This window comes from Marinoscillum sp. 108 (assembly GCF_902506655.1).
In the GTDB taxonomy this organism is placed as follows: Bacteria; Bacteroidota; Bacteroidia; order Cytophagales; family Cyclobacteriaceae; genus Marinoscillum; species Marinoscillum luteum.
On the sequence record NZ_LR734808.1, the window covers coordinates 1,849,306 to 1,872,667 of the forward strand.

Below are 23,362 nucleotides of genomic sequence, written 5' to 3' on the forward strand. Positions count from 1 at the left end.
CCCACTTCTAAAGAAGTGAGCTCCAATCAGCGGTGAATTCTTGAAAAGGCAGCTCCCTTGGAGCTGCCTTGATAGACCTGAAAGTCTATCCGCCTTAGTACTTATATTTCTATTCTTTGATCACCCTTCTGAGCTCCCGCTCATTGCCCACCGTGAGGATCATCGTGTAAATACCCGGAGCCAGCACCACATTTTCTTCCATAACCAATCGCCCGGCAGATTTCTCATACCTGGCGGAAAACACCACTCTTCCACTCAGATCAGACAAACTCAGGTGTACTTCCCCTTGATAAGGACTGGATACATCCAGGGTAAACCGATCAGTAAATGGGTTAGGATAAATCGTCAACTCCTCCTGAAGTACACTGAGCACCACAGACTGACCTGCTAATACCTCGAAGGAAACCACCACTGGAGTCGCCGCCAGATAGTTTTCATTCCCATCCTGATTGGCCGTCACAGTGACTAAACCGGCACCTGTCGCTGTAATCTCATTACCCGAAAGGGTGACAGGCCCGGTGACCGTGTAGGTAATCTCCAGACCGGATGAAGCAGTGGCCGTGAGTGCCACGGGTGCGCTATCTACTGGAATATCATCCATATCTTCAAAAATAATAGACTGGCTGGCCTTGTTAACCGAGAGGACCTGCTGCACATCTGCAGCTGCTAAAAAGTTGCCGTCTCCAGACTGTGCAGCTGAGATGGTCGCTGAACCAGCAGCATGAATGGTGATGGTACTTCCACTCACACTGGCAACAGCCGGATCTGACGATACATAGCTTACCGACAATCCGCTGCTGGCAGAGGCCGTGAGGTCAAAGTCAGCGTCTCCAAAGGTCTTATCCTCCAAAGCTCCAAAAGTGATGGTCTGACTAGCTTTGCCGATGGTTAAGGTCTGAGTGACCGAACCGGCCGCTGTGTAATTTTCATCCCCTACCTGGCTGGCTGTGATCTCCACAGTGCCCGCAGCATGAATGGTCACTGTAGACCCAGAGATGGTGGCAATGGACTCATCTGACGATACATAGTCTAACGACAATCCGCTACTGGTAGTGGCCGCAAGATCAAAAGGAGCATCTCCAAAAGTCTTATCCTCCAAAGCTCCAAAAGTAATGCTCTGACTGGCTTTGCCGATGGTCAAGGTCTGGGTGACCGAACCCGCTGCTGTGTAATTGTCATCTCCTGCCTGGCTAGCTGTGATCTCCACAGTGCCAGCAGCATGAATGGTCACTGTAGCCCCTGCAATGGTGGCAATGGACTCATCTGAGGATACGTAGCTTACCGACAATCCGCTACTGGCAGTGGCCGTAAGGTCGAAGGCAGCATCTCCAAAAGTCTTATCCTCCAAAGTGCTAAAGGTGATGCTCTGACTGGCTTTGCCGATAGTCAAAGTCTGAGTAACCGAACCGGCCGCTGCATAATTGTCGTCTCCTCCATGACTGGCTGTGATCTCCACAGTGCCCGCAGCATGAATGGTCACTGTAGATCCAGAGATGGTAGCAATGGACTCATCTGACGATACGTAGCTTACCGACAATCCGCTACTGGCAGTGGCCGTAAGGTCGAAGGCAGCATCTCCAAAAGTCTTATCCTCCAAAGCTCCAAAAGTGATGCTCTGACTGGCTTTGCCGATGGTCAAGGTCTGAGTAACATCAGTGGCAGGATTATACGTATCATCCCCGGCCTGAGAGGCGGTAATGGTCACTGATCCCACCTTGAGAATACTCACCGTGGTACCACTTATTTCAGCGATTGACGGATCCGATGATGCATAAGTCAGAGCCAAACCACTGCTGGATGAACCTGTGAGTGTAAAATCAGCATCCCCGAAGGCCTTGGCTGGTAAAACGTCAAAGGTGATGACCTGATCCAATTTCTCAAACACATCTGTGATAGAGATCGTCAGGGATTCATCATAAGTCAGCCCGCCCGCATCTGTGGCTGTGACAGTAATGGTGTAAGTATCCTTTGTTTCAAAATCAAATGACTCGGCAGCAGAGAGGTCACTTCCTGACACGGTAAATGAATCATTGTCGTCCACCCCTGAGGCCAATGAAAAAGTATGGGAATCCCCTGCATCTGTATCAGCTGCACTGAGTACCCCGATCAACGTACCCGAAGCTTCATTTTCATCGATGGCTGCCACAGAAAGTGTGATGGCAGTTGGTGCCTCATTGAGGTCGTTTACTGTGATGGTAAATACTCCTTCTGTTTCTCCTCCGTTGCCATCATTGGCCAGTACGGTCACTTCATAACTAGACCTGGTCTCAAAATCAAATACCTCAGCCACATAAAGGGCATTGTCTGTAATGGTGAAAGCAGCATTATCCGTAGCGCCATCTTTCAAACTAAAAGTGGCCTCAGCTGCACCAGTATCCTGGTCATCCGAGCTAAAGTCTCCTACCTTGCCCCCCACGGTCGTGTTTTCATCGACTGTACTAACACTCAGTACCAGATTAGTGGGTGCTTCGTTCACATCATTGGTCGAAAGCAAAAATGATTTCGTAAAAGTCAAATCGTAACCGTCGGTAACTTCCACCTCGATCAAATACTGAGGAACCTGCTCAAAATCCAATGGCACGGTAGTGACCAACTGATCACCACTAGCCACAATCGGAAAAATGGTTTGTCCTCCGATCTCAATGGAAGTCAGCACTTCGTAGCTAAAGGTATCATCTGCATCCACATCGGTGGTAGTCAGCGTACCGATGGCCGAACCCACTGCTGCGTCTTCATCTATGTCACTTTTGGAAAGTGACATATCCGTGGGAGCATCACCTACCGGCGACACATCGATGGTCATGGTATAGGTGAGTGTGCTGAGCACATCCTCTCCGGAATCATCAGCGACTTTGAAAGTGAAAGTAGCATAATCCTCCCCATTGGCATTGGCCTCTGGTGTAAAAGTCAGGAGCGTAAGGTCAGAATAGGTAACATCCGTACTCACAGCATCACCGTCATATAACAGATATCCCAAAGAGACATCCGAGATGATTTGTATCCCAGCAAAGAGGTCTTCATCACTATCAGCAAATACAATATCTGACTCCTGAAAGGAGTAAGTGGCGTCCTCCAGAGCCGTCACCGAGCCATCATCGGACGTTGGGTAGTGGATGACGTCCAACAGCGCACCGCTCGAAATATTTTCGCACAGCCCATTAATCACCACGCGATAGCTATTTCCATCAAGATCATCTGTTAGCTCTGCAATGGTAAGCTCGCTGGTCTGAGTACCTGAGTAAGTGGCATCATCAGCCAGATCCGTGTATTCACCACCACTGCTGACCTGCCACTGATAGGTAGGAGCATCCGCACTAGCCACCACAGAAAATGAGGCTTCATTTCCCAGGAAGTCTTTCAGGTCTTGTGGTTGTGTGTTAATAAATCCCTGTGATTCGACCGCTCCAAGATCTGAAATGCCCGATCTGGTATTTCCCAGCTGATCCGTCTCAGGGGCCACTGAATCATCTCCCGCATCGAGGGCTGAAGACGTGCAAACAACCAATTCATGCACCAAAAGTCCGGTCCCGTTTGGATCGGTCAGGGTCGTATTGATCACATCAGCGGCTACTCCTGAAAAGGTAGGATAGCCAATATTGTTGGATTCTGTGATTGTGGCCGCACCAGCAGATGTATAAACGTTGCTAATCGTGTTCCCCACAAAAATGGAGTTCTTGATAGTTGCCAGGGCACTTCCTCCGGAAACTTCATCATAGCCAATGGCAATGGCATTTTGCGCGAAAGTACAATTGGTAAGAATTACTTCAGAATTCTTATTGGCCAGTGCCGCGATATCGATGGTTGTATCGTCTAGGTTGTCATCATACGATCGAATACCATTTTCTGAGAAAGTACAATTAGTAAAATGAGCGATGATTTGATCATTTCCGTCCGATGCGTTTAGGTTGGCCCCATTTCCATATGCATTGATAAAGGACACATTGGTGATGTAATGCGTGGTAGTGAAGCTTCCAGATGTATTGTAGAGATTAATTTGTAATCCTCCGCTGTATTCATCCTGGTTATTTTTGATCACTACATTCTCAATGGTTGAAGTGGTGAAGGACTGATAGTCATTAATAAATACGGATTTTTCATTATTATCAAACTCAGAGTTTGTCAGTGAAACTCTTGCGGGTACTTCCGAGGAAGTCTGACCACCTAGCTGAGAGCTATAGAATAAAATGGCGGTGCGGTTATCAGATAAGAATAACTGATCGAAATCATTGTCCATGGATACGGTGCTTATTCCGTTCTGTCCATAACCTGATACTGCTATTTCTGAAAGAACGATCATACTTGACTCAAGCCTCAACCCATCATCAGTATTTTCCTGATCATGGTAGAGTTCAAATCCTGACATTTCAAGATATTCCATGCCTTGAGAACTTAAGGAATAACCTGAAGGAGTCGTGTCTTCAAATCTAAGTAGATCCCGTCCTGGCCCCACGATCTTCAATCGGCTGGCAGTTATCAATATCCCACTGATGTTGATGGTGGAATTGTCCGGCAAGCCAGTCAAATCCACTGTAATCGTTTGATCACAGGCTGCGGTGTTAGCCAATGCAACTGCCCATGCGAAACTGCCTTGCCCTGAAGAAGCATCGGTAGTGACCGCTATGGTGTCACTTTCTTCTATTGTTATGATCTCAGAGGTCGCAGCAGCTCTTGTATAACAAGCGCCTGGCTCGCTTAAAATGACACTTATTTCGTCTCCGGGAGAAACTTCATAAGTGAAAGTCTCATCGGTTTCTTCAGCTATTTCCTCACTATTGACCACCCATTGATATGCTGGCGTAGTTTCGACATTTTCCGCAACTGCAGTAAACGTAATCTCCTGTGCTCCGCATAAGATGAAATCCTGTCCGGTAATGGTGACCTCAAGTGCAGCTGCAGGATTCACTGTAAGGGTAGCTACCTCGGAAGTCTCGGTATTCAGTGTTCCCTCCACTACGCATCGAAATTGGTACTGGTCCCAGTCAATATCAAGACAAGTAAGGCTTAACTCCTCGGTATCTGACCCGCTTATTTGATCATCCTCTTCCAGATCGCTCCAGGTACTGCCGTCATTGACCTGCCACTGATAGGTGGCGCCGCTTCCAGTCACGGCCACCGAAAAGACGACATCTTCACCTTCCGATATTTCATCATCTTCCGGATTGGATTCAATCACAATATTGGTGATAATACTCAGTGTACCATAGTTGTTATTGTTATCGAAATCAGTCTCTCCAGCATTTGAAGCAGTGTTGTTGCTAAAAGAAACTCCTACTCCCTCTGCCGTCACGCCATCCATTAGGAAGAGCGCTCCGCCCTTGCCCTGGCCATCACCGGAATAGGCTCCACCCAGACCTTTTGAAGCCTGGTTATTGGAGAACGTCACATTTGTAAATTCTGCAGATCCAGCTCTGACGAACAGTGCTCCCCCGAGCCCTCCGCCTCCACCACCGGATCTTGCACTAGAGCTTGAGCTTCCGTTGAATGAATTTGTGCTTCCACCGAACATCCCGCCTGTGCCTCCTGGTGATGTACCTGGTGCTTGAAAGTTCGCCACCCCAGGTGCACCTGCTCCGGCACCATATCCACCTGTTCCGCCTCTGCCATTGGCTCCACCACCATAGACAGTGGCCGCACCACCAACACCACCACCAGAACCAAATCCTCCAGTGCCTCCAGGGTTTCCATTGGGTCCTGAAGAACCTGGAGCCCCGCCAGTATCAAACGGTCCTGCACCACCACTATGGGTTCCTCCTGCCACACCACCATTTCCACCTTGGGCCGTGTTGCCATCAAAGATGACATTTTCTAAACTCAGGGTTGCATTATCTGCATAGATGGCTCCCCCCATGCCAGCCCCGGCTCCAGCATAATTTTTGTCTTGGCCTTTGGCTAATCCATTTTGAAGGGTGAGATCGTTGATCACAACCGTTGGAGCAGTTTCATTCACAATAAAAAAAATGCGATAAGTATCTGCACCATCTATGGCCAGATCAGATGATCCTGGTCCATTAATCGTCAGGTCTTGCGTGATGTCAGGAAGCGCACTCCCCAAAGTGATGGTCCCAGAAATTCCGGTCATGTCGATCACATCTGCTCCGGATGAGCCTTCGGCAAGGGTCATTGCCTCGCGAAGTGAACCAGCACCATCATCGTTGGTATTGGTCACTGTGTAAGTTGTCTGGGCCCATGACCAATGGGTCAGTAAAAAGAACAATACTAAGGCGAAAAGTTTTCTCATGTCGGTGAATTTTGAATATGAACTAAGGTTATCAATCACCATAGTTAATGTTCAAAAGACATGATCGCTGAAAAAAAGTGAAGTATGGCACCAATGCTGTGAAGTATGGTCAGCGAGTGCCGACCAACTCAAATAAATGCCCTTAAATGGTCTTAATGCTACGAAAGAGGTTGTCTTTGAATGTTTTTGAAATCGGGATTTCTTTCCCTACAACTGTCAGATAGCCATTGCCGATCACTTCTACTTTGGATAAATTGACCAGGTAGCGCTGATGCACCTGAATGAAATTTGCGGGCAGCCTCTGAGCAAAATCCACAAGCTTGCTTCGGATCAGGTGCCTTTTCCCTGACAGGTGTAACTCCAGGTAATTACCGTCTGACTTCACAAACTGAATCTCATCAACGGTCAATTTGACCAAAATATGCTCGTCCTTGATAAAAAGACTTTCATTGACCATCATATTGTCCGTCTCGGCAGGCGGCGGTGAGGTAGATCTATTGGCAAATGCCTCCAGGGCAATTTTAATGGCTGTGTACAGTTCCATCTCCTCAAAGGGTTTGATTAGATAGCCGTCAGGTTTAAAAGTGAGCGCACTCTCTACGGTTTTTCGGTCGCCATAGGCCGTAAGGAAAACAAAGGGAATGGTCCCCAGTTCGTGGATTTTCTGAGCCAACCAAATGCCGTCCTTCTCGCCAATCAGGTTGATATCTAAAATGGCCAGGTCCACTTCCATGGACTGAATATCCTTCCAGGCGGCAGTAGCCTCATCGGCGACTCCACATACCTCATATCCAACCTGATGCAAATAACTCTTGATGGTGGCCACGGTGATGGCCTCATCCTCCACTATGTATATGTTGATTTTCTCACTCATTCTTTAACCTTCATTAAGTTGAATCACATAGACAGCTCCATGATCAGAAAAGATATTCAGTTTGGCCCTGATCTGACCACAGAGCATTGTGATTAGTTGCATGCCTAGTGAATTGGATTTTTCAATTGAAAAATGCTCCGGAAACCCTTTTCCATTGTCACGAATCTCTAAAGTTTCACCCCCATGTTCACCCTTATAAAACCGAATGGAAATCTCACCCGGCGAGGAATCAAAGGCATATTTATAGCTATTTGTCAATATCTCATTGATAATTAATCCCAGGGGAACCGCCAGCTCCCCACTCACCTCAAGGTCCTCTATGGAAGTGGTCACTCGGGTATCCTTCGGCTGGCCAAGTCCTGCTTCGACAAGCTCAACTAATTCCTCAATGTACTTCTTCAAAGAAACTGAAGAAATACTATTGTCACCAATCAGTAAATTATGAATCAGTGCCATGGACCTTATTCTGCCCTTACTTTCCCGGAGAGCAGAATTCACAAAATCATCCTTGGACTTATCTGCCTGGAGTTGCAATAAACCAGAAGTGATCTGAAGGTTGTTTTTGATCCGATGGTGCAATTCTCTCAGGAAAATTTCTTTCTGCTCCAACTTGCGCTCGGCTTCCAATTTGCTATTTAGCTTTTGCTTATAGTTGAGAAACAAAACCACAATGACCAGAACCAGGATCACTATTCCGGAGATCAATAGGTTGAGTTGATTATTTTGGACTTTTTTAATCGAATTGGATTTCTCAATTTCCAGTTTCTGTTCTGCCAGTATCGCCCTTTGCTGATCTGAATCCAGAAGGGTGGTCATGGCAATAAGGTTGTTCCTGTTGCTGAGTTCATTCAGTGAATCGTTGAGTTTATTGAATTCCTTAAGGTATTTGGCAGCGTTTCCGTACTGCTCGGTCTCATAAAAATACTCCGCCTCCACTTCCAAAAGTCTCAATTTGGTAGCCAGCCAGCCTCTGTTTCCCAGCAGGTTTTTGACGGTATCAATATAGCTGGCGGCCCGAGGCAAATCCCCCAGATGAATGAAACATTCGGCCAGATCCAGACGCTTGTTGAGAGTGTTATCCACTTCATGAATGGTTTTGCTCACTTCTATGTCCTTGATCAGAAGTGGTATGGCAGGCTCATAGTTACCTTGCGCCACCAACACCTGGCCAATCATGCCTCTGGAGTAGGCTGTCCAGTAATGTTTATTGGATTCTGTGTACGGCGATTTGCCATCGTACTCCACTCGTGCCATGATGTACTGTCCATCTTCATAAGCTTTATCGTAATAGTAGATGGCACTGTCATAGTCGCCATTTTCTTTATAAAGGGAGGCCAGGTCCATGAAATACACCATTCTGTTCCACCCCTGAGCTGGGAATTCTACAGAATGCTTAAAATCCTTAATGGCTTCCGTAAACAGGTCTGCTTCCGCGTAGATTTCCCAAAAACTATGGTCAAATCCGGCTTCTATTCTTTGCTTTCTCAAGGGGATGGCCTCCTTCAGGTTTCCGGTTCGTCTGTAGGCCTCCTCCAGCTTGAGTATTGCATATTGATAACGTTTTTCAGATAGCAACTCCCTTTGCTCCAGCAATTCCACCAGAAGCGGGATACACTTTTCGTATAAAGCCAGGGTATGATAGACTATGGCCAATGGATAATCTAGCTTTTGAAGTGTCAGTGTATCCTGATTGAGTTTAGCCTGCTCGTAGAAGTATTCGGCTGGCGCCAGCCACTCTCCTACCGGATTTTGAAAGACACCGTGACCTGATTGCTCCAGGCTATCCCACACATGTATAAAGCGGTCTGTACTGTTGAAGTTGTAAACAGACTTCACCTCGTCGCTGAGCTCCTGTGAGGTGAGGGCCAGGCTGCCAATGAGTAGGCAAATACATGTAAGATAAAATCTCAAAACTGCGGATTAGTACTGTAGAAAACGTGAATTACAGGAATCTGCACCTCCTGTGCAACAATAAGTGAAACATAAGCATTTTCTTACCAACTCTGCCCATTTATCTGGGAAGTACGTCGCACGAAATTCCCTTATACCGCCCTACCCCTATTCATTTTTATCTCCCTTCGATCCAACTTTGCATCTGGCCAATACCAATTCACTCCTATTGTTTATACATTTAGAATGTGATTTGAAAACACCGAAATTGGCGCTCTCCACATGAGATCATTAACTTTTAGTCTGAACTCTAGCACATGAATATACTTTTAGTTGAAGATGAACGCTCCCTTGGAGAATCCATCATCACTTACCTCAGCAAGGAAGGCTACCACTGCGAATGGGCAGAAAACTTCTCCAAAGCCAGTGAAAAAACCTGGGCTTATTCCTACGACTGTGTGATTGTAGACATCACCCTTCCGGATGGCAACGGTCTGGATGTCATCGAAGGACTCAAAAAACTCAAGTCCCTCTCCGGGATCATCATCATCTCTGCCCGGAATTCCATAGAAGACCGCATCAAGGGCCTGGACATAGGCGCAGACGACTACATCACCAAACCTTTTGATCTGTCCGAACTCAATGCTCGTGTGAAGGCTGTCATCAGAAGAAGGAACTTTGATGCCCAAAACGAAATCGTGTTCAAAGAGATCACCGTAAAGCCCTACGACCGCTCTGTGATCATTCACGAACAATTCGTAAGCCTCACCAAAAAGGAGTTTGACCTGCTGGTCTTTTTCATCTCCAATCAAAACCGGGTGATTACCAAAGAATCCATTGCCGAGCACCTGTGGGGAGACGACATGGACATGGCTGACTCCTACGATTTTATCTATTCACACCTGAAAAACCTGAGGAAGAAAATACAGGAGCATGGAGGAAATGATTACATCGAAACCGTCTATGGTATTGGCTATAAATTCACTAACCATTGAGACTCCTCGCCATAGCCAACCGGTATTACCTGGCCACACTGATTATCGTTTTTGTGGCAGGCAGCCTGGCGGCCTACCTGATTCTGAAATCAATCATCAACCAGGAGTTCAATGAAAAGCTGTTTGCTGAGCAAGATCAACTCCTGTATGAGCTCCGCAACTATGAGAACCTGGAAAAAACCTATTACCTGAATATAGGAGACCTTATTGAGATCAATGAAGTGGCCGAAAATCCCAACATTCCACCTACACTGATCGATACGGTGATGTATGATCCCTATGAAAAGAAAGAGTTGCCCTTCAGACTGCTGACCTTCTCCAGTGAGATCAAATCCAGGTTTTATGTCATTACCATTTCCAAATCACTCCTACCCAATCAGGACCTCATGGAAGGTGTGAGCGAAATCATGCTGGGCATCGCGCTCATGCTGATGGTGTCTTTGGGGCTTCTCAACCGATTCATTTTCAAAAAGCTTTGGCATCCTTTTCACCAGATCATCGATCAGCTGCACAAATTCCAGATCACCCACCCTGAGCAGCTGGCCATAGAGCCTTCTCATGTGGAGGAGTTTAATGACCTCAGACAGGTACTGGACAAAATGATCTCCAAGAGTATCTATGATTATAAAACCCTGAAAGAATATACCGAAAACACCTCCCACGAAATCCAAACACCTCTGGCCATTATCAAAAACAAGGCTGAAATGCTCTTGCAGGAACCTCTGTCTGAGGCCCAGCTGAATGAGGTGAGTAAAATCTACGAAGCAGCCGGAAGGCTCTCCCGACTCAAGGAAGGGCTATCCACCCTTACAAAGATCGACAACAACCAGTTTGTAGAGTCAGAGCCGATCGAACTGAAAGCTTTCATCATGAGTCGGCTGTCCGGTTTTGATGAGCTGGTTGACCTCAAAGGCCTGAAAGTAGACCTCAGATTTGAAGGGAACCCGATACTCAACTTTAGCAATGATCTCATGTACATGATGATCACCAACCTCCTGAGCAACTCCATCAAGCACAACATTCAAGATGGCACCATCAGGATCATACTGACTCAAAATCACCTGGTCATTGAAAATACAGGCAAAGACCCGGGTCTCCCCACAGCATCCCTCTTTGATCGGTTCAAAAGGTCTGGCGAAGGGCATGAATCTACCGGACTGGGGCTGTCCATCATCAAGAGAATTGCCGATCTTTACGACATGACCATCCTCTATACATACCAGGATGGGTGGCACCGGATAAAAATCAGCTTCAATTCCCAAAAACATCAAAATCATGAAGATCAACGCTAACAACCCCGGGGAGTACATCAGTCAGCTGCCAGATGAAAGGCAGGAAGCTTTCCAAAAACTCCGACAGACCATTTTGGACCATCTCCCTGAAGGGTTTGAAGAGAGGATGAGCTACGGAATGATCGGGTATGTGGTACCACATGAGCGCTACCCGGCGGGCTATCATTGCGACCCCAAACTGCCCCTCCCCTTTATTAATATTGCCTCGCAGAAGAATTTCATCGCCCTCTACCACATGGGCATCTACGCAAACCCTGACCTCATGGAGTGGTTTACGACAGCCTATCCGCTACATTGCAAAACCCGGCTGGACATGGGCAAGAGTTGCATTCGTTTCAAGAAAGTCAATGATATCCCCTTTGAACTGATCGGCCAACTGGTGAGCAAAGTAACAGCAGAAGAATGGATACAATGCTATGAAACCCGCCTGAGGTAAAAGCCACCACCCGTATTGTTCTGTGCATTCGTCAGAATAAAAACCATTTTTTCACTTGCGATAGTCATTTTTACAGAATTCATCCAGAATCTACTTGTAAGTTCACTTAGAATTTAACGTCACTTAGATTATGGAAATAAAGAACAAATTCATCCTGATCTCACTAGGAATCATACTGGCCCCGGCCGTCATACTCCTCTTTTGGAACCCTCCGGGCCATTACGAACAAACCAAAGAAGCCCGCCTGATGAGAGATTTGTGTAATGAAGTAGCATCTAGCGAAACCCTAAGAGCGCAGGACGATTTCAATAAGCTGATCGAACTCATTTCGGTGCACATACACCAGTATGCAGACAACAGCAATGAGACTGTAGCCCGGGCCGTGATGGAGCTGAGAGCCTTGCAAAATGAAGCAGAGTTTCGCACCATAGACGTGGACATGTACCACAGGAAGTTTGCCAGGATACTGGTGGAGCTGGCCCAGGTAGAACTGGAAGATGCCATAGGCTTTGAGGCACAGCATCAGGCATATGGTGTGAAGAAATCTGTGCGAGAAGCCAAGCATTACCTTCACGATGCACTCATTTTCTCTCGGACCTCATCGCTCAGTCATCAGAAAGAATTGGAATATGAGTTTGAAAAGCTGAGTATCTCCAATGTCAGCAATGAGCAGATCAGAAACTGTATTGCCGCTACGCAAAAGGTTGTTTCATAAGTGTTCAAAATCCGCTCTTCAGGTTAGTTGCGGTCCCGCAGAGCGGGGCTGTAACTGCCTGTAACATGGCCTAGCCGCTGACTTGTATATTTTCTACAGATTGTCTCCAGATTCAGTGGCTAGCTTAGTCTAAGCTAAACAAATGCATTATTCACAACCAGCGGTGAGCATTTACCATTAGCAGATTCGTTATGGCCGGTCTGAAGCCCTGCTCATTGAGTTTGGGATCTTCGGGGGCTTCGCTGGTCATAACTTACGAACCTAAGACGCAAGAAAATAATCATATAAAAGCAGTAAATGAGCGGTAAAAAGGCCCACTTCCCTGAGGTGGGTTTTTTTTTGTGGATTAAACGAAATTCCTGTTATGAGTATATTAAAGGTAGATAGTGATGATTGTGATCAAATTCCTCAAATGGATAACCACACAAATATTGCTTGATCCAAAATGATGGCTGACTCAAAAACCTTTCTGCCGGCAGATTAAAAATAATACTTGACTCGCAATGGTTATTCTATTAGCTTGGATGATTCTATTAGTGAGATGTGTAAATAAACTACCGCACCTTTCGATCTAAATCTATAACAGGTAAATGAAAAGCTTAATCATCTTCTTCTTCGCTATTCTCATTTTCCTTTCCTGTGAACAAACAATGAGAAACTTACCCATCGCCCCTGATGAAGTAGTAATTAGTGGAAACATTAAAGGATCATTTTGGCGAGAAGTCAAAATACAAGTAGTTCAGGATGTATTAAGTCAATACCAGCAATTCGAATACAAACCCGATTCAACAGAGTATTTCTGTTTTAGATTTAAAAAATCTACACCAAGTGAACTACAGCTCTCTGTGGGGCCTAACAGGTTTAAGGCATGGGTATATCCGGGAGATTCGGTCTACCTGACCGCTCAAATCAAATCTGACAATGATGACTTTATCAGGCAGATAAATTTTGAGGGAAAGAAAGCCAATCAGTATAAGTACTTCCAAAACAAGGCGCTAAACCCTCTTTCATCTGAAATAGAACTCATTCGATTTCAGGCAAGGGATAGTTCCTATGAGGATTTCCTATTATTAATGGATTCAGCTTATGATTTAGAATTACACCAGTTTGATCAGGATACTAGTGGGCTCGGGCTGCATGAGGATTTTATCCACTATGAGTTAAACCGTTTAAGATATCGGCATTTAATAGAAAAGACCAGCGAACCAGCAATCAGACGACATCAAAGGTTTGATACCACCGGGTTCCCAGAGGGGTATTATTCCTATTTAGATAGGGTTGATTATAAAGATTCGTCCTTTCAAAACAGCCATTTATTATATGATTTTCTAAAGAATGCTGCTGAATCTAATATCGATGAATATATACCAGAGCAAGTTGGCATACCCAGATTAGACGCCTTTCTCAGAGTTCTCTTTAGGTTCTCGGAGGCCAATTTAGTTGGTCAGATAAGGGAGATTTTCGAAACGAAAGTTATTGATAACTATGCGAGATATGATTTGAACTCTTTTGATTCTTTGAGGCATTTATTAGCATCAAAAGGATATGACAATAAGCTTCTCGATTACTATGCATATTTGAGTGATTCCTTAAGGTCGCTTGAATTTACGCTTGATAAAAACATCACCGTCTACACTCGAGATGGAGAGGCACTCAACCTTAGCGAGCAAATCAGCAAGTTCCCATACACATACCTCAACATGTGGTTTGTTGGGTGTCGTGGTTGTGCGCTTGATTTTGAGCATCAGGAATACTTCGTGAAAAAATATGGAACGGAGATACAGTTTCTAAATATTTGCACAAGTAGCCCTGGAGAAAGATTCGATAGATTTATTGCAAAGTTCGGAGACACAGGAACACATTGTTTTGATATTGATCATGAACTCAGTGATCAAATTTTCGAGTACCCATATCATGGTTTGTTTGATTCCTCAGCCAAACTGATCATTAATAATGTACATAGACCCAGTGACTCTGATCTCGATGAGTTTTTAGAACAACTTCTAAGCAAAAGAATATAAACAAAATTATCTCTCCAGGAATATCCAGATTATCTCCTCTGAATCTGAAGGGTGGCAAGGGAAACTGCTTTGATAGACTCTAAAGTATTACCATTGATTGATCTCCGATTAGTACTCCTACCTCCCGGATAATTATATTTGGCAACAATTACTCAGAATTCGATCATCCACCGGCCCAACTATGAGTCTTCTGCAGGTTCTACTTTTTGCCAGTTGTATTCAGGCGCTATTACTTGCCGGCTATTTCCTCTTTTATTCCTCTCTGAGAGGCATTCGTTTATTTGGTCTGCTGCTCATCGTCATGGCACTTCATCTCTATCTGGTAGCCAATGACAACCAGGCCTTTTTTCTTCGGTTTCCACACCTGCTACACATCACCTGGGTTATTCCGGCCCTATATGGCCCGCTGATCCTGATATTTGTTCGGCGAATTACCCGGTTAGGGGTGCACTTCAGTAAGGTGGAGGTAATTTATTTCCTGCCCTTTCTACTGCTGGTTACCTACCATTTTCCGTTTTTCATGTCTTCAGCATCAGCCAAGTCTCTGTACATAGCGGATTTCGAGCGATCAGTCGTTGATGATTTTGGGCTGATTAACCAGGCTGTTGCCTGGTTGCATGTAGCCTATTTTGGTACGGCTTTATGGTATTTGAAAGCCTATCAACTGAAAATCCTTGATTTTGCAGCCAATGAAGAAGCCCGGCTGTTGTGGCTGGGGCACTTCCTGAGGTTTGCCCTGATCGTGGTGGCCATCGGTATTTTGGCCTTCTACTCCAAAAAATTTGATTGGCCCATGCTGCGCCATCTCTACCCCTATCACTTTCTCGGGCTGCTCGCGCTCATCTATTGGTGTGCCTTTTGCTTGATCAGGCAGCCTGTGATTTTCCAATCACCAGATGAGGAAGACCTCTTCATTAGCAACCAAAAAGCTCCGGGAAAAAGCAAAGTACAGGAAACCAATGTAGAACTGGCCGAACAACTGAAACACCTGATGGAAGAGGAGAAACTCTACAAAACTCCTGGCCTCACACTGGCGGATCTGGCCACCCTTCTGCAAACTAACAAGCAATATATTTCCGAAACCATCAATCAAACCTTTGGCAAAAACTTCTATGATTTTGTGAATGAATACAGACTTCAGGAATTTTTATTCCTATCGGACAACCCTGACTATCATCACCTGAAACTGCTGGGCCTGGCCTACGAAGCTGGGTTCAACTCCAAAGCCACATTCAATGCGGTATTTAAAAAGCACTATGAGACCACACCCTCCAATTACCTAAGGTCTAAGGTAGTGGAAAAGGAGTCCGAATTGATCAATTCGGACGATTTGAAATAACACCATGTCGAATTTTGAGGGAAAAAGTTCACCTCATGAAAGTCTTTGCATTCACTCTTCTAATGGTCATTGGGGCACTAGCCGGACAGGGCCAAACCAGGCTTGCGTTCAATTTCCCGCTTTTGGACATTCCACAGAACACACAAAAGGAGCACCGATATCCATCAATGAGTCAGTCTATGGGCTATAGCAACACCCTCTACGACCTCAGTTTTTGGGGTATCGACGCCCTCAACAATTCCCTGTTTCGTACCGACAATTGGAAATCCAGAACCAGTGGCTATCTCGCCGGACTGTTTTTCAGCAAGTATGGGAGTGAGCTACCCATTCCTCTTGGGGTGTGGGCGCACGAAGAGTACCACCGATCCGTACTTGGCGTAAATGGAGTCGCCAGCAAGAACGGCAACTGGATATTTCACAGGTGGGATGGTACTGTATATGGACCATCTGACGAAGAACTTGCTGATCTGAAAACCCGGGACGTCAACGCGCTCCTTTATAGCTATGTAGCTGGCGTACAATACGAAACACAGTTGACCAAAGAAAATGTACTCTTCGACTTTTATCATCCCCGAGGCTTTTACAAAAACCCGCTGTACTTATACAATGCCTACTATGTCTGGAATTACTTCCGGTTTTCCACCAGCACTCTTTCGGATTCTGTGAAAGTCATTGCACCCAAATATGAGTCGGATATAGCCAGCGAGCGTGACTATGCCGGGGCTGATCTTACTGCCTGGGCCTTTGATATGTTCAGCCCCAGCGCCTCATACTACGATCGGGATGATTTCCCGGATGGCAGCGGTAAAAACAGAAGAGTCGGATTTCATGATTTAACCCCTGAGGGTCAAAGCTACCTTCGCAGGCAGCGCAGACTTTCACTGCTCAATTTTTTAAATCCTTCCATTGTGATGATCAACCGGATCCGGATCTCTGAGGCCATGACTATCATGCCGTTTTTTCAGTATCAGCCCACCCACTTCGGCAATGCACTCTCCCTGAATATGCCATTTACCTATGAGGAAAATGGCTACTACCTCGGACTCACTCAGTACAATAATTATCATCACCACTTTTATGGGATTGACATTGGGGTATATGACTTTAAAACCAGCTCAACAGAGCATCTTAGCATCTCATGTGTCATCAAACTCTGGAAACAACCTGAATCCTTCTATTCCGCGAAAGGAAAGTTCGGAGGTGCCGTGCAGCTAACCACTAAATACGCCATCTCGGATGAGGTGAGCCTTACCCTTCAGCTGGTCTCCAAATCTGCAGGTTGGATGGAGGGAAACCCCTATCTTGTTAGAAAAATCAGCCCCATTTTCGGCCTGCAATACACAGTACCCGTTGGCCTGGACACCCATAGAAATTAAGCATGTACAGCCTCCTGCCTGCTCCAGATCCAAAAGGAGCAGGCAGCTATGGCCAAGTGACAGTGCTCAATCATACGGTTCAGGCAGATCCATTTTTTACCTTAAAATTCCCATTAAAACCCTTAGTTTCGCAGGGTACCAAAGCCGGACATATGCACACTGCCATTACCCTGGAGCTCATAGACCTGATTAGTATTTTACTTATCCTGATCCTCCTGTTTCTTGGCTATAACCTACTCTCCCTCAAGTGGTCTTACAAGATCAGTAAGCCTTATCAATGGGAGGAAGCCATCCGCCAGCGCGAGATCCCTGCGAATCTGCGAACACTGGAAAGAACCTACCGGGACAAAGTAAGGTTCTATACGTTCTGGTTTCAGGTGGAGCGCCTGCGCAAACAGGGAGTGCCAGGTGCTTTTGCAGAACTGGGGGTTTATCAAGGGGAGACTGCCAACATATTGCACGAAATGGATCCCGAAAGGAAGCTGCATCTTTTCGACACTTTTGAAGGCTTTCATGAAGCGGATCTTCACTCGGAAAATGATGAAGAAAAATACAGCACCACCACCTTTTCGAATACCTCTCTGGAGGGGGTCAAAGACTATATCAATGGTAATGAAAATGTGGAGTTTCATCCGGGGTACTTCCCTGAGTCAGCTGCAGGCCTGAAGGAATCGCAATACGCCTTTGTAAACCTCGATGCTGACCTTTACAAACCCACCCTGGCTGCTTTGGAGTACTTTTATCCCAAACTTTCTCCGGGAGGGGTGATCATCATTCACGATTACAATCACAACTGGGACGGCATCCGAAAAGCGCTCGATGAGTTTATGCCTACCATTCCTGAAACTTTACTGGAGCTGCCGGACTGGCAGGGAAGTGCGATGATTCTGAAAAACAGCTAAGGCCGTCACTTCACCACTAAACGTCTGGTATAAGCCTGAGAATCTGTAACCAACCTGAGCAGGTATACTCCTGGAATGAGTGACTCATCTGCTTGAGCAAGTACCATTCGGCTTCCTTCAGCATCCAGAGATTTGTGAAGAACCACAGATCCGTTGGCATCATAGAGATAGACTTTGGGTACCTCATTTTGAGATATTTCCGGGCAAACTATGGTCAAATCCCCCCTGGTAATGGGGTTGGGAAATACCGAAAAGCGCTCACCAGGAATTGCAGCGGCGGCAACCGCAATCGCCGGAAAATATTCGTATTCCCCATCAAAATCTACTTGCAGCAATCGGTAATAATAAGCAGTGGCCGACACATGCTCATCTCTGTATTCATATTCAATAAGACTCTTGGAGTTGCCGTGGCCAGACACTCTAGCCACTATGTCAAACTCAGCGCCATCTTCAGACCTCTCTATTTGGAAAAAATCATTGTTCGTTTCGGATGCCGTGGACCATGAAAGTACTACCGCAGAATCCTCATACGCTCCACTAAATGACAAAAGAGTCACCGGCAAGGCACCACATCCCACCCCACAGCATCCATCACTACAGTCATCCGGCCCACTCACCGTTGCGCCCGGATCATTTACCGTAGTGGCAGACATGGTTCCTCCATCTGCCACGGTCATGGAGCTTCCCGGATTGGCATTCAATGCACCACCTATATCCATCACGCCTCCATCGCCCACATTCATCACTCCCCCATTGTTGTTGTTAAAGTCATTGCCTACGGTAAGCGCTCCCGCTACTGATCCTCCCTGGCCTGCCGGAGCGAAGAGCGCCGAGAAAAATCCGCCATTGTCAATATCTCCCTGCACCTCCATACTAGACCCACCATTCAATATCAACTGTCCATCTCCATCTATGGTGAGATCTCCCTCGATGGTCACCGTTCCATTAACCACCAAAGTCCCATATATAGTAAAGTTACCCGTTATCAGCAGGTTGCCATTCACCGTCAGGGTTCGGTTGTTGTTAATTCTTAAACTGGAATAATCATCAGGATCCAGTGTACAGTCGTCAGAAACGAGATCAGTATGATCATCTATTCGGCCAGATGGGTTCAGAAAATTACCTGTAGTGGTTGGGCTGGGACAAGCAGCAAAGGCACCCCAGCAGAATAACGTAATGAATATGGCAAGTATAGACCTCATGATTTGGTTGGTAAGGAGAGATCAAGATAATTCAACTTATATACAACTGAAAGAGGATTTCGATAAAGTACCTCATACCGGTGATGAACTATCTTCAGAAAACGGCAAAACTGACTTTTGGCCTATTCTCCGCAAAGGAGCCAGTCTTTAAATGAAACTTTCTTCGGATTTATCTCATTTTACCAGTCAATTAGTTGGTCAAAAGAAGATACCAGCAATCACTATTTTTTTACTAATGTGTATAATGTACACATAAAAGATTCGCGCATTTCACTAGATTTATAAAATTATCTTCTTAAAATTTCGAAATTCATATTTCAATCCTCAATGATTTCACACTTCTCTGCTGGTACAAAAACCGTCGTTTTTTCTCTGCTCGTCGCACTCGTTTTTCCGGAAATACTCCATGCTCAGCAAATCGTCATCAATGAAGTCATGGCCTCCAACACCACACTCAGAGATGAAGACGGTGACACTCCTGACTGGCTGGAGCTCTTCAATGCCGGAACAACAGCCGTTGACCTGATGGGTTTCGGCTTATCAGACCAAAAAGAAAAGGCTTGGATTTTTGACAATGTCAGCATCGCGGCGGGTGGATATCAATTGATTTTCGCTTCGGACAAAGACCGAAAAACCCCACCCCTCTACTGGGAAACACTTATTGACCAGGGTGACACCTGGAAATACATCGTTCCGCAGGCTCCCATCGCTGATTGGACCGCTGCATCATTTGATGACAGCAACTGGCTGAGTGGCCCAAGCGGATTTGGATATGGTGACAATGATGACAACACTGTACTTTCTCAGGCTAGTTCCGTCTTTCTGCGAAAGACTTTTCAGATAGGCAATCTGGCAGATCTAGAGCAGGTTATTCTACACATGGATTATGATGATGGGTTTATCGCTTACCTCAACGGGACGGAAATCGCCAGGAGCAATCTCGCTTCTTCGGATTTTGATGCCTTTGCCTCTCCTGATCATGAAGCTCAGTTGTATTCAGGTGGCAGTCCCGAAGCCTTTGACCTATCGGACTTTAGCTCAATACTAACCGCCGGAGAAAATGTACTCTGCGTACAGGTGCACAATGTTAACGCCACGTCCTCCGACCTTACAGCCATCCCTTTCTTATCAGTGGGCAAAAAAAGTCCCTCAGAGGTTGGATTATCTGCGTTTCTCACGGCTCCCTCCAATAGTCTTCACACGGACTTTAAAATCTCTGCGGATGGTGAAACCATTTACTTATTTGGGGCAGATGGAACTGTTGTAGACTCCCTGGTCACCGGCCCTATGCGATCCAATATTTCGATAGGACACCCTGCAGGCGACCTGGAAACCCTGAGCTATTTTACAGAACCAACACCGGGAACCCCCAACAGTACGCAGGGCTATCAATACTTCTCAGAAGAGGTGAGCTTCTCCAAAAAAGGGGGAGTCTTCTCCAATGGCTTTCAGCTGACCCTCTCCTCTGCGGGGAGCTCTGAAAACATCTATTACACCACCACCGGAGCTGACCCGACCCTTGATAATGCCATACTATACTCCAGCCCCATCACCATTGAACAAACTACCGTGGTGAAAGCTGTGGTGATCAAAGAAAACAGTATCCCGGTGAATGTTTCGGCCAATACCTACCTCTTCAATGCAAACCATTCGTTACCAGTAATCTCTGTATCCACCGATCCGTACCACCTCTGGGATGAGCAGGAAGGCATCTATGTAATGGGGCCAAACGCCGACCCAAACAATCCACACTACGGAGCTAACTTCTGGCAGGACTGGGAAAAACCTATTCACATCGAACTCTATGAACCCAATGGAACCCAGGCCTTTAGTATGGCAGCAGGGGTTAAAATTTTTGGGGCCTGGTCCCGGGCAAGCGCCCAGAAGTCGCTGGCCATCTTTGCGAGAAAGTCATACGGGGCAGCATCCATTGACTATCAGGTATTTCCTGACCACTCTATGGATCACTTCAACAGCCTCGTCCTGCGCAATTCAGGCAACGACTGGAACTCCTCTATGTTTCGAGACGGATTCATGACCTCCTTGTTTCACGAAACGGTAGACCATCAGGCATTTCGGCCGGCTGTGCTCTACCTGAACGGTGAATATTGGGGCATACAGAACATCAGGGAGAAGGTGAATGAAGACTTTCTGGCCAATCACCATCACCTGGATCCTGACGACATCATCATCCTGGAAGCCAACGGAGCATCGGTAGAAGGTGATCCGGCTAGCTATTGGGAACTCATCAATTACATTGAAAATAACGATCTTACCAAAGACGAGCATTACGAATACGTGCAAAATCATATGGATGTATTCAACTTTGCCCAATACCAGATCGGCAACATATTTATTGACAATACCGACTGGCCCGGCAACAACATCAAGTTCTGGAAGGAAAATAAACCCGGTGCCAAATGGCGGTGGATTACCTACGACACTGATTTTGGGTTCGGAGTATATGGCGCAGAGAATTACTACAATAATACCCTCAGCTTTGCCATGGACCCCAATGGACCTGGATGGCCAAACCCGGCATGGTCCACATTTCTCCTCAGAAACCTCCTGAAAAACGAAAATTTCAAAACCCTGTTCATCAATTCCTTTGCTGACCAGCTGAACACTGCCCTCTCTTCAAGAGAGACGCTCGCCAAAATAAATGCCCTAAGCGATGAAATAGCGACAGAAATAGCCAATCACATGAGTCGCTGGGGTGGCAACTACAATAACTGGCTGTATCAGGTTTCCGTGATGAAGACCTTCGCCGAAAAACGACCGCAATATATGCGGCAGCACATCAGGAGTCAGTTCGGACTATCCGGTGAGCATACCCTCACTGTGAACAGCAGCAACCTCAACCATGGTGCTGTACAGGTCAATGCACTGGTGATTGATGAGCAAGATTGGAAAGGGATCTACTTTCAGGGAGTTCCCGTGCGCCTGTCAGCGTTTTCCAATGGAGGAAAATTTGTCAGATGGGAAGGTGATGTGACCGGCACACAGTCTGAAATCTTCCTTGATCTCACTCAGGACATGAACATTACAGCCATTTTTGAATCAGGCTCAGGAAATGACATTGTCATTAACGAAATCAACTATAAATCGGGAGAAAACCTGGATACAGAGGATTGGGTGGAGCTGCACAATCCGAACAATGCCGCAATGGATCTCACAGGCTGGGTGTTTCGGGACGGTGATGATGAAAACAGCTTTAAAATCCCTGATGGCACCGTCATTGGGGCCGGAGGATACCTCGTGATCGCCAAAGACCTGGGGGCATATGGCAGCTTTCACAGTACCGCCAGTAATGTTCTGGGCGAACTGGAATTTGGTTTTTCATCCGATGGTGAATGCCTCCGCTTGTTTGATGCTACCGGCAAAAGCATAGATGAAGTATGTTACCTTTCCTCAGCACCCTGGCCTACTTCGCCGGCAGGTGATGGCTTCTCTTTGGCACTAGATAACCCACTACTGGACAATAGCAAGCCCGAAAGCTGGTACGCACATCCCAACGGGGGCACTCCCGGCTATGCCAACAGGGAAGTAACCCTGAGTGTACCCTCACCATCAACCACAGTCATTTGCTATCCCAATCCGGCGAGTGACCATGTCTCTTTTAGCTTTCAGGCCCACCATCAAATGGTCACACTCAGCATACTCGATTTATCCGGAAAAATGCTAACCAGTGAGTCCATCCACCTTCGGCAAACCGGATTGGTAACTTTCGAATGGCAAGTTCCGAATACCTTTCAGAGCGGAGTATACCTGATTGAGATCACCACACAGCAGGGTGTACAACACGGAAAACTCCTTATACAGAAATAACAGATAAGAGACGGTCAAAAGTCCTCATGTAAGCCTTCGAAAAAGCCTGTTCTTCAGGCATACGAAGGCCATTGATCCGTCATTTGTCCATTCATCCTCATATATCCCCCAAACCTCACTTTTAGGATTGGATACATGCCAATTTTCTATAATTTAACCAATCAACAATGTCTCCGGTATTTCTGAAAGAGCTACAAGAGACCGACTTGAAACCCAGATAAATTTTTAAACAACGCATTTTAACCTCAAATGCT

Annotated in this window: 13 protein-coding genes; 9 read left to right on the forward strand and 4 right to left on the reverse strand. The window is 46.1% G+C overall.

Annotation, left to right across the window (positions count from 1 at the left end; all coding sequences use genetic code 11):
- Window positions 1–109 precede the first annotated feature (109 nt).
- The 3 genes from GV030_RS07685 to GV030_RS07695 form a co-directional block, all read right to left on the reverse strand.
- Complete coding sequence (locus GV030_RS07685; protein ID WP_159581437.1) at window positions 110–6,238, reverse strand: cadherin domain-containing protein; 6,129 nt, start codon at window positions 6,236–6,238, stop codon at window positions 110–112.
- 142 nt (window positions 6,239–6,380) lie between these two features.
- Complete coding sequence (locus tag GV030_RS07690) at window positions 6,381–7,112, reverse strand: LytTR family DNA-binding domain-containing protein (protein ID WP_159581439.1); 732 nt, start codon at window positions 7,110–7,112, stop codon at window positions 6,381–6,383.
- Between the two features lie 3 nt (window positions 7,113–7,115).
- A complete protein-coding gene (locus GV030_RS07695; RefSeq protein ID WP_159581441.1) occupies window positions 7,116–9,023 on the reverse strand; it encodes a histidine kinase dimerization/phosphoacceptor domain -containing protein in 1,908 nt (635 codons plus the stop codon).
- Between the two features lie 296 nt (window positions 9,024–9,319).
- Between GV030_RS07695 and GV030_RS07700 the strand changes: the two genes are divergently transcribed.
- From GV030_RS07700 to GV030_RS07735, 8 genes are all read left to right on the forward strand, one after another.
- Window positions 9,320–9,997, forward strand: a complete 678-nt coding sequence (locus GV030_RS07700) for a response regulator transcription factor (RefSeq protein WP_159581443.1) — start codon at window positions 9,320–9,322, stop codon at window positions 9,995–9,997.
- Window positions 9,994–11,289 (forward strand): HAMP domain-containing sensor histidine kinase, encoded by a 1,296-nt coding sequence (locus GV030_RS07705; RefSeq protein WP_159581445.1) that lies wholly within the window; start codon window positions 9,994–9,996, stop codon window positions 11,287–11,289. The genes GV030_RS07700 and GV030_RS07705 overlap by 4 nt, the downstream gene beginning before the upstream one ends.
- Window positions 11,273–11,725: a DUF1801 domain-containing protein gene (locus tag GV030_RS07710; protein ID WP_159581447.1), complete on the forward strand. Its 453-nt coding sequence runs from the start codon at window positions 11,273–11,275 to the stop codon at window positions 11,723–11,725. Before GV030_RS07705 ends, GV030_RS07710 begins: the two co-directional genes overlap by 17 nt.
- A 130-nt stretch (window positions 11,726–11,855) precedes the next feature.
- Window positions 11,856–12,440, forward strand: a complete 585-nt coding sequence (locus GV030_RS07715) for a hypothetical protein (protein WP_159581449.1) — start codon at window positions 11,856–11,858, stop codon at window positions 12,438–12,440.
- 590 nt (window positions 12,441–13,030) lie between these two features.
- On the forward strand, window positions 13,031–14,461 hold the full coding sequence (locus GV030_RS07720; RefSeq protein WP_159581451.1) for a hypothetical protein: 1,431 nt from the start codon (window positions 13,031–13,033) through the stop codon (window positions 14,459–14,461).
- A gap of 181 nt (window positions 14,462–14,642) precedes the next feature.
- Window positions 14,643–15,800, forward strand: coding sequence for a helix-turn-helix domain-containing protein (locus GV030_RS07725; RefSeq protein WP_159581453.1), 1,158 nt, complete (start codon window positions 14,643–14,645; stop codon window positions 15,798–15,800).
- 35 nt (window positions 15,801–15,835) lie between these two features.
- Window positions 15,836–17,176: a hypothetical protein gene (locus tag GV030_RS07730; protein WP_159581455.1), complete on the forward strand. Its 1,341-nt coding sequence runs from the start codon at window positions 15,836–15,838 to the stop codon at window positions 17,174–17,176.
- Between the two features lie 2 nt (window positions 17,177–17,178).
- Entirely contained in the window at window positions 17,179–18,078 is a 900-nt protein-coding gene (locus GV030_RS07735) for a TylF/MycF/NovP-related O-methyltransferase (protein ID WP_159581457.1), read from the forward strand.
- A gap of 5 nt (window positions 18,079–18,083) precedes the next feature.
- Here the strand turns inward: GV030_RS07735 and GV030_RS07740 are convergent, their stop codons facing one another.
- Entirely contained in the window at window positions 18,084–19,280 is a 1,197-nt protein-coding gene (locus tag GV030_RS07740) for a T9SS type A sorting domain-containing protein (protein WP_159581459.1), read from the reverse strand.
- Window positions 19,281–19,607: 327 nt separating this feature from the next.
- Here GV030_RS07740 and GV030_RS07745 point away from each other — a divergent pair, with 327 nt between their 5' ends.
- Entirely contained in the window at window positions 19,608–23,108 is a 3,501-nt protein-coding gene (locus GV030_RS07745; RefSeq protein WP_159581461.1) for a CotH kinase family protein, read from the forward strand.
- The last annotated feature ends 254 nt before the right edge of the window (window positions 23,109–23,362 follow it).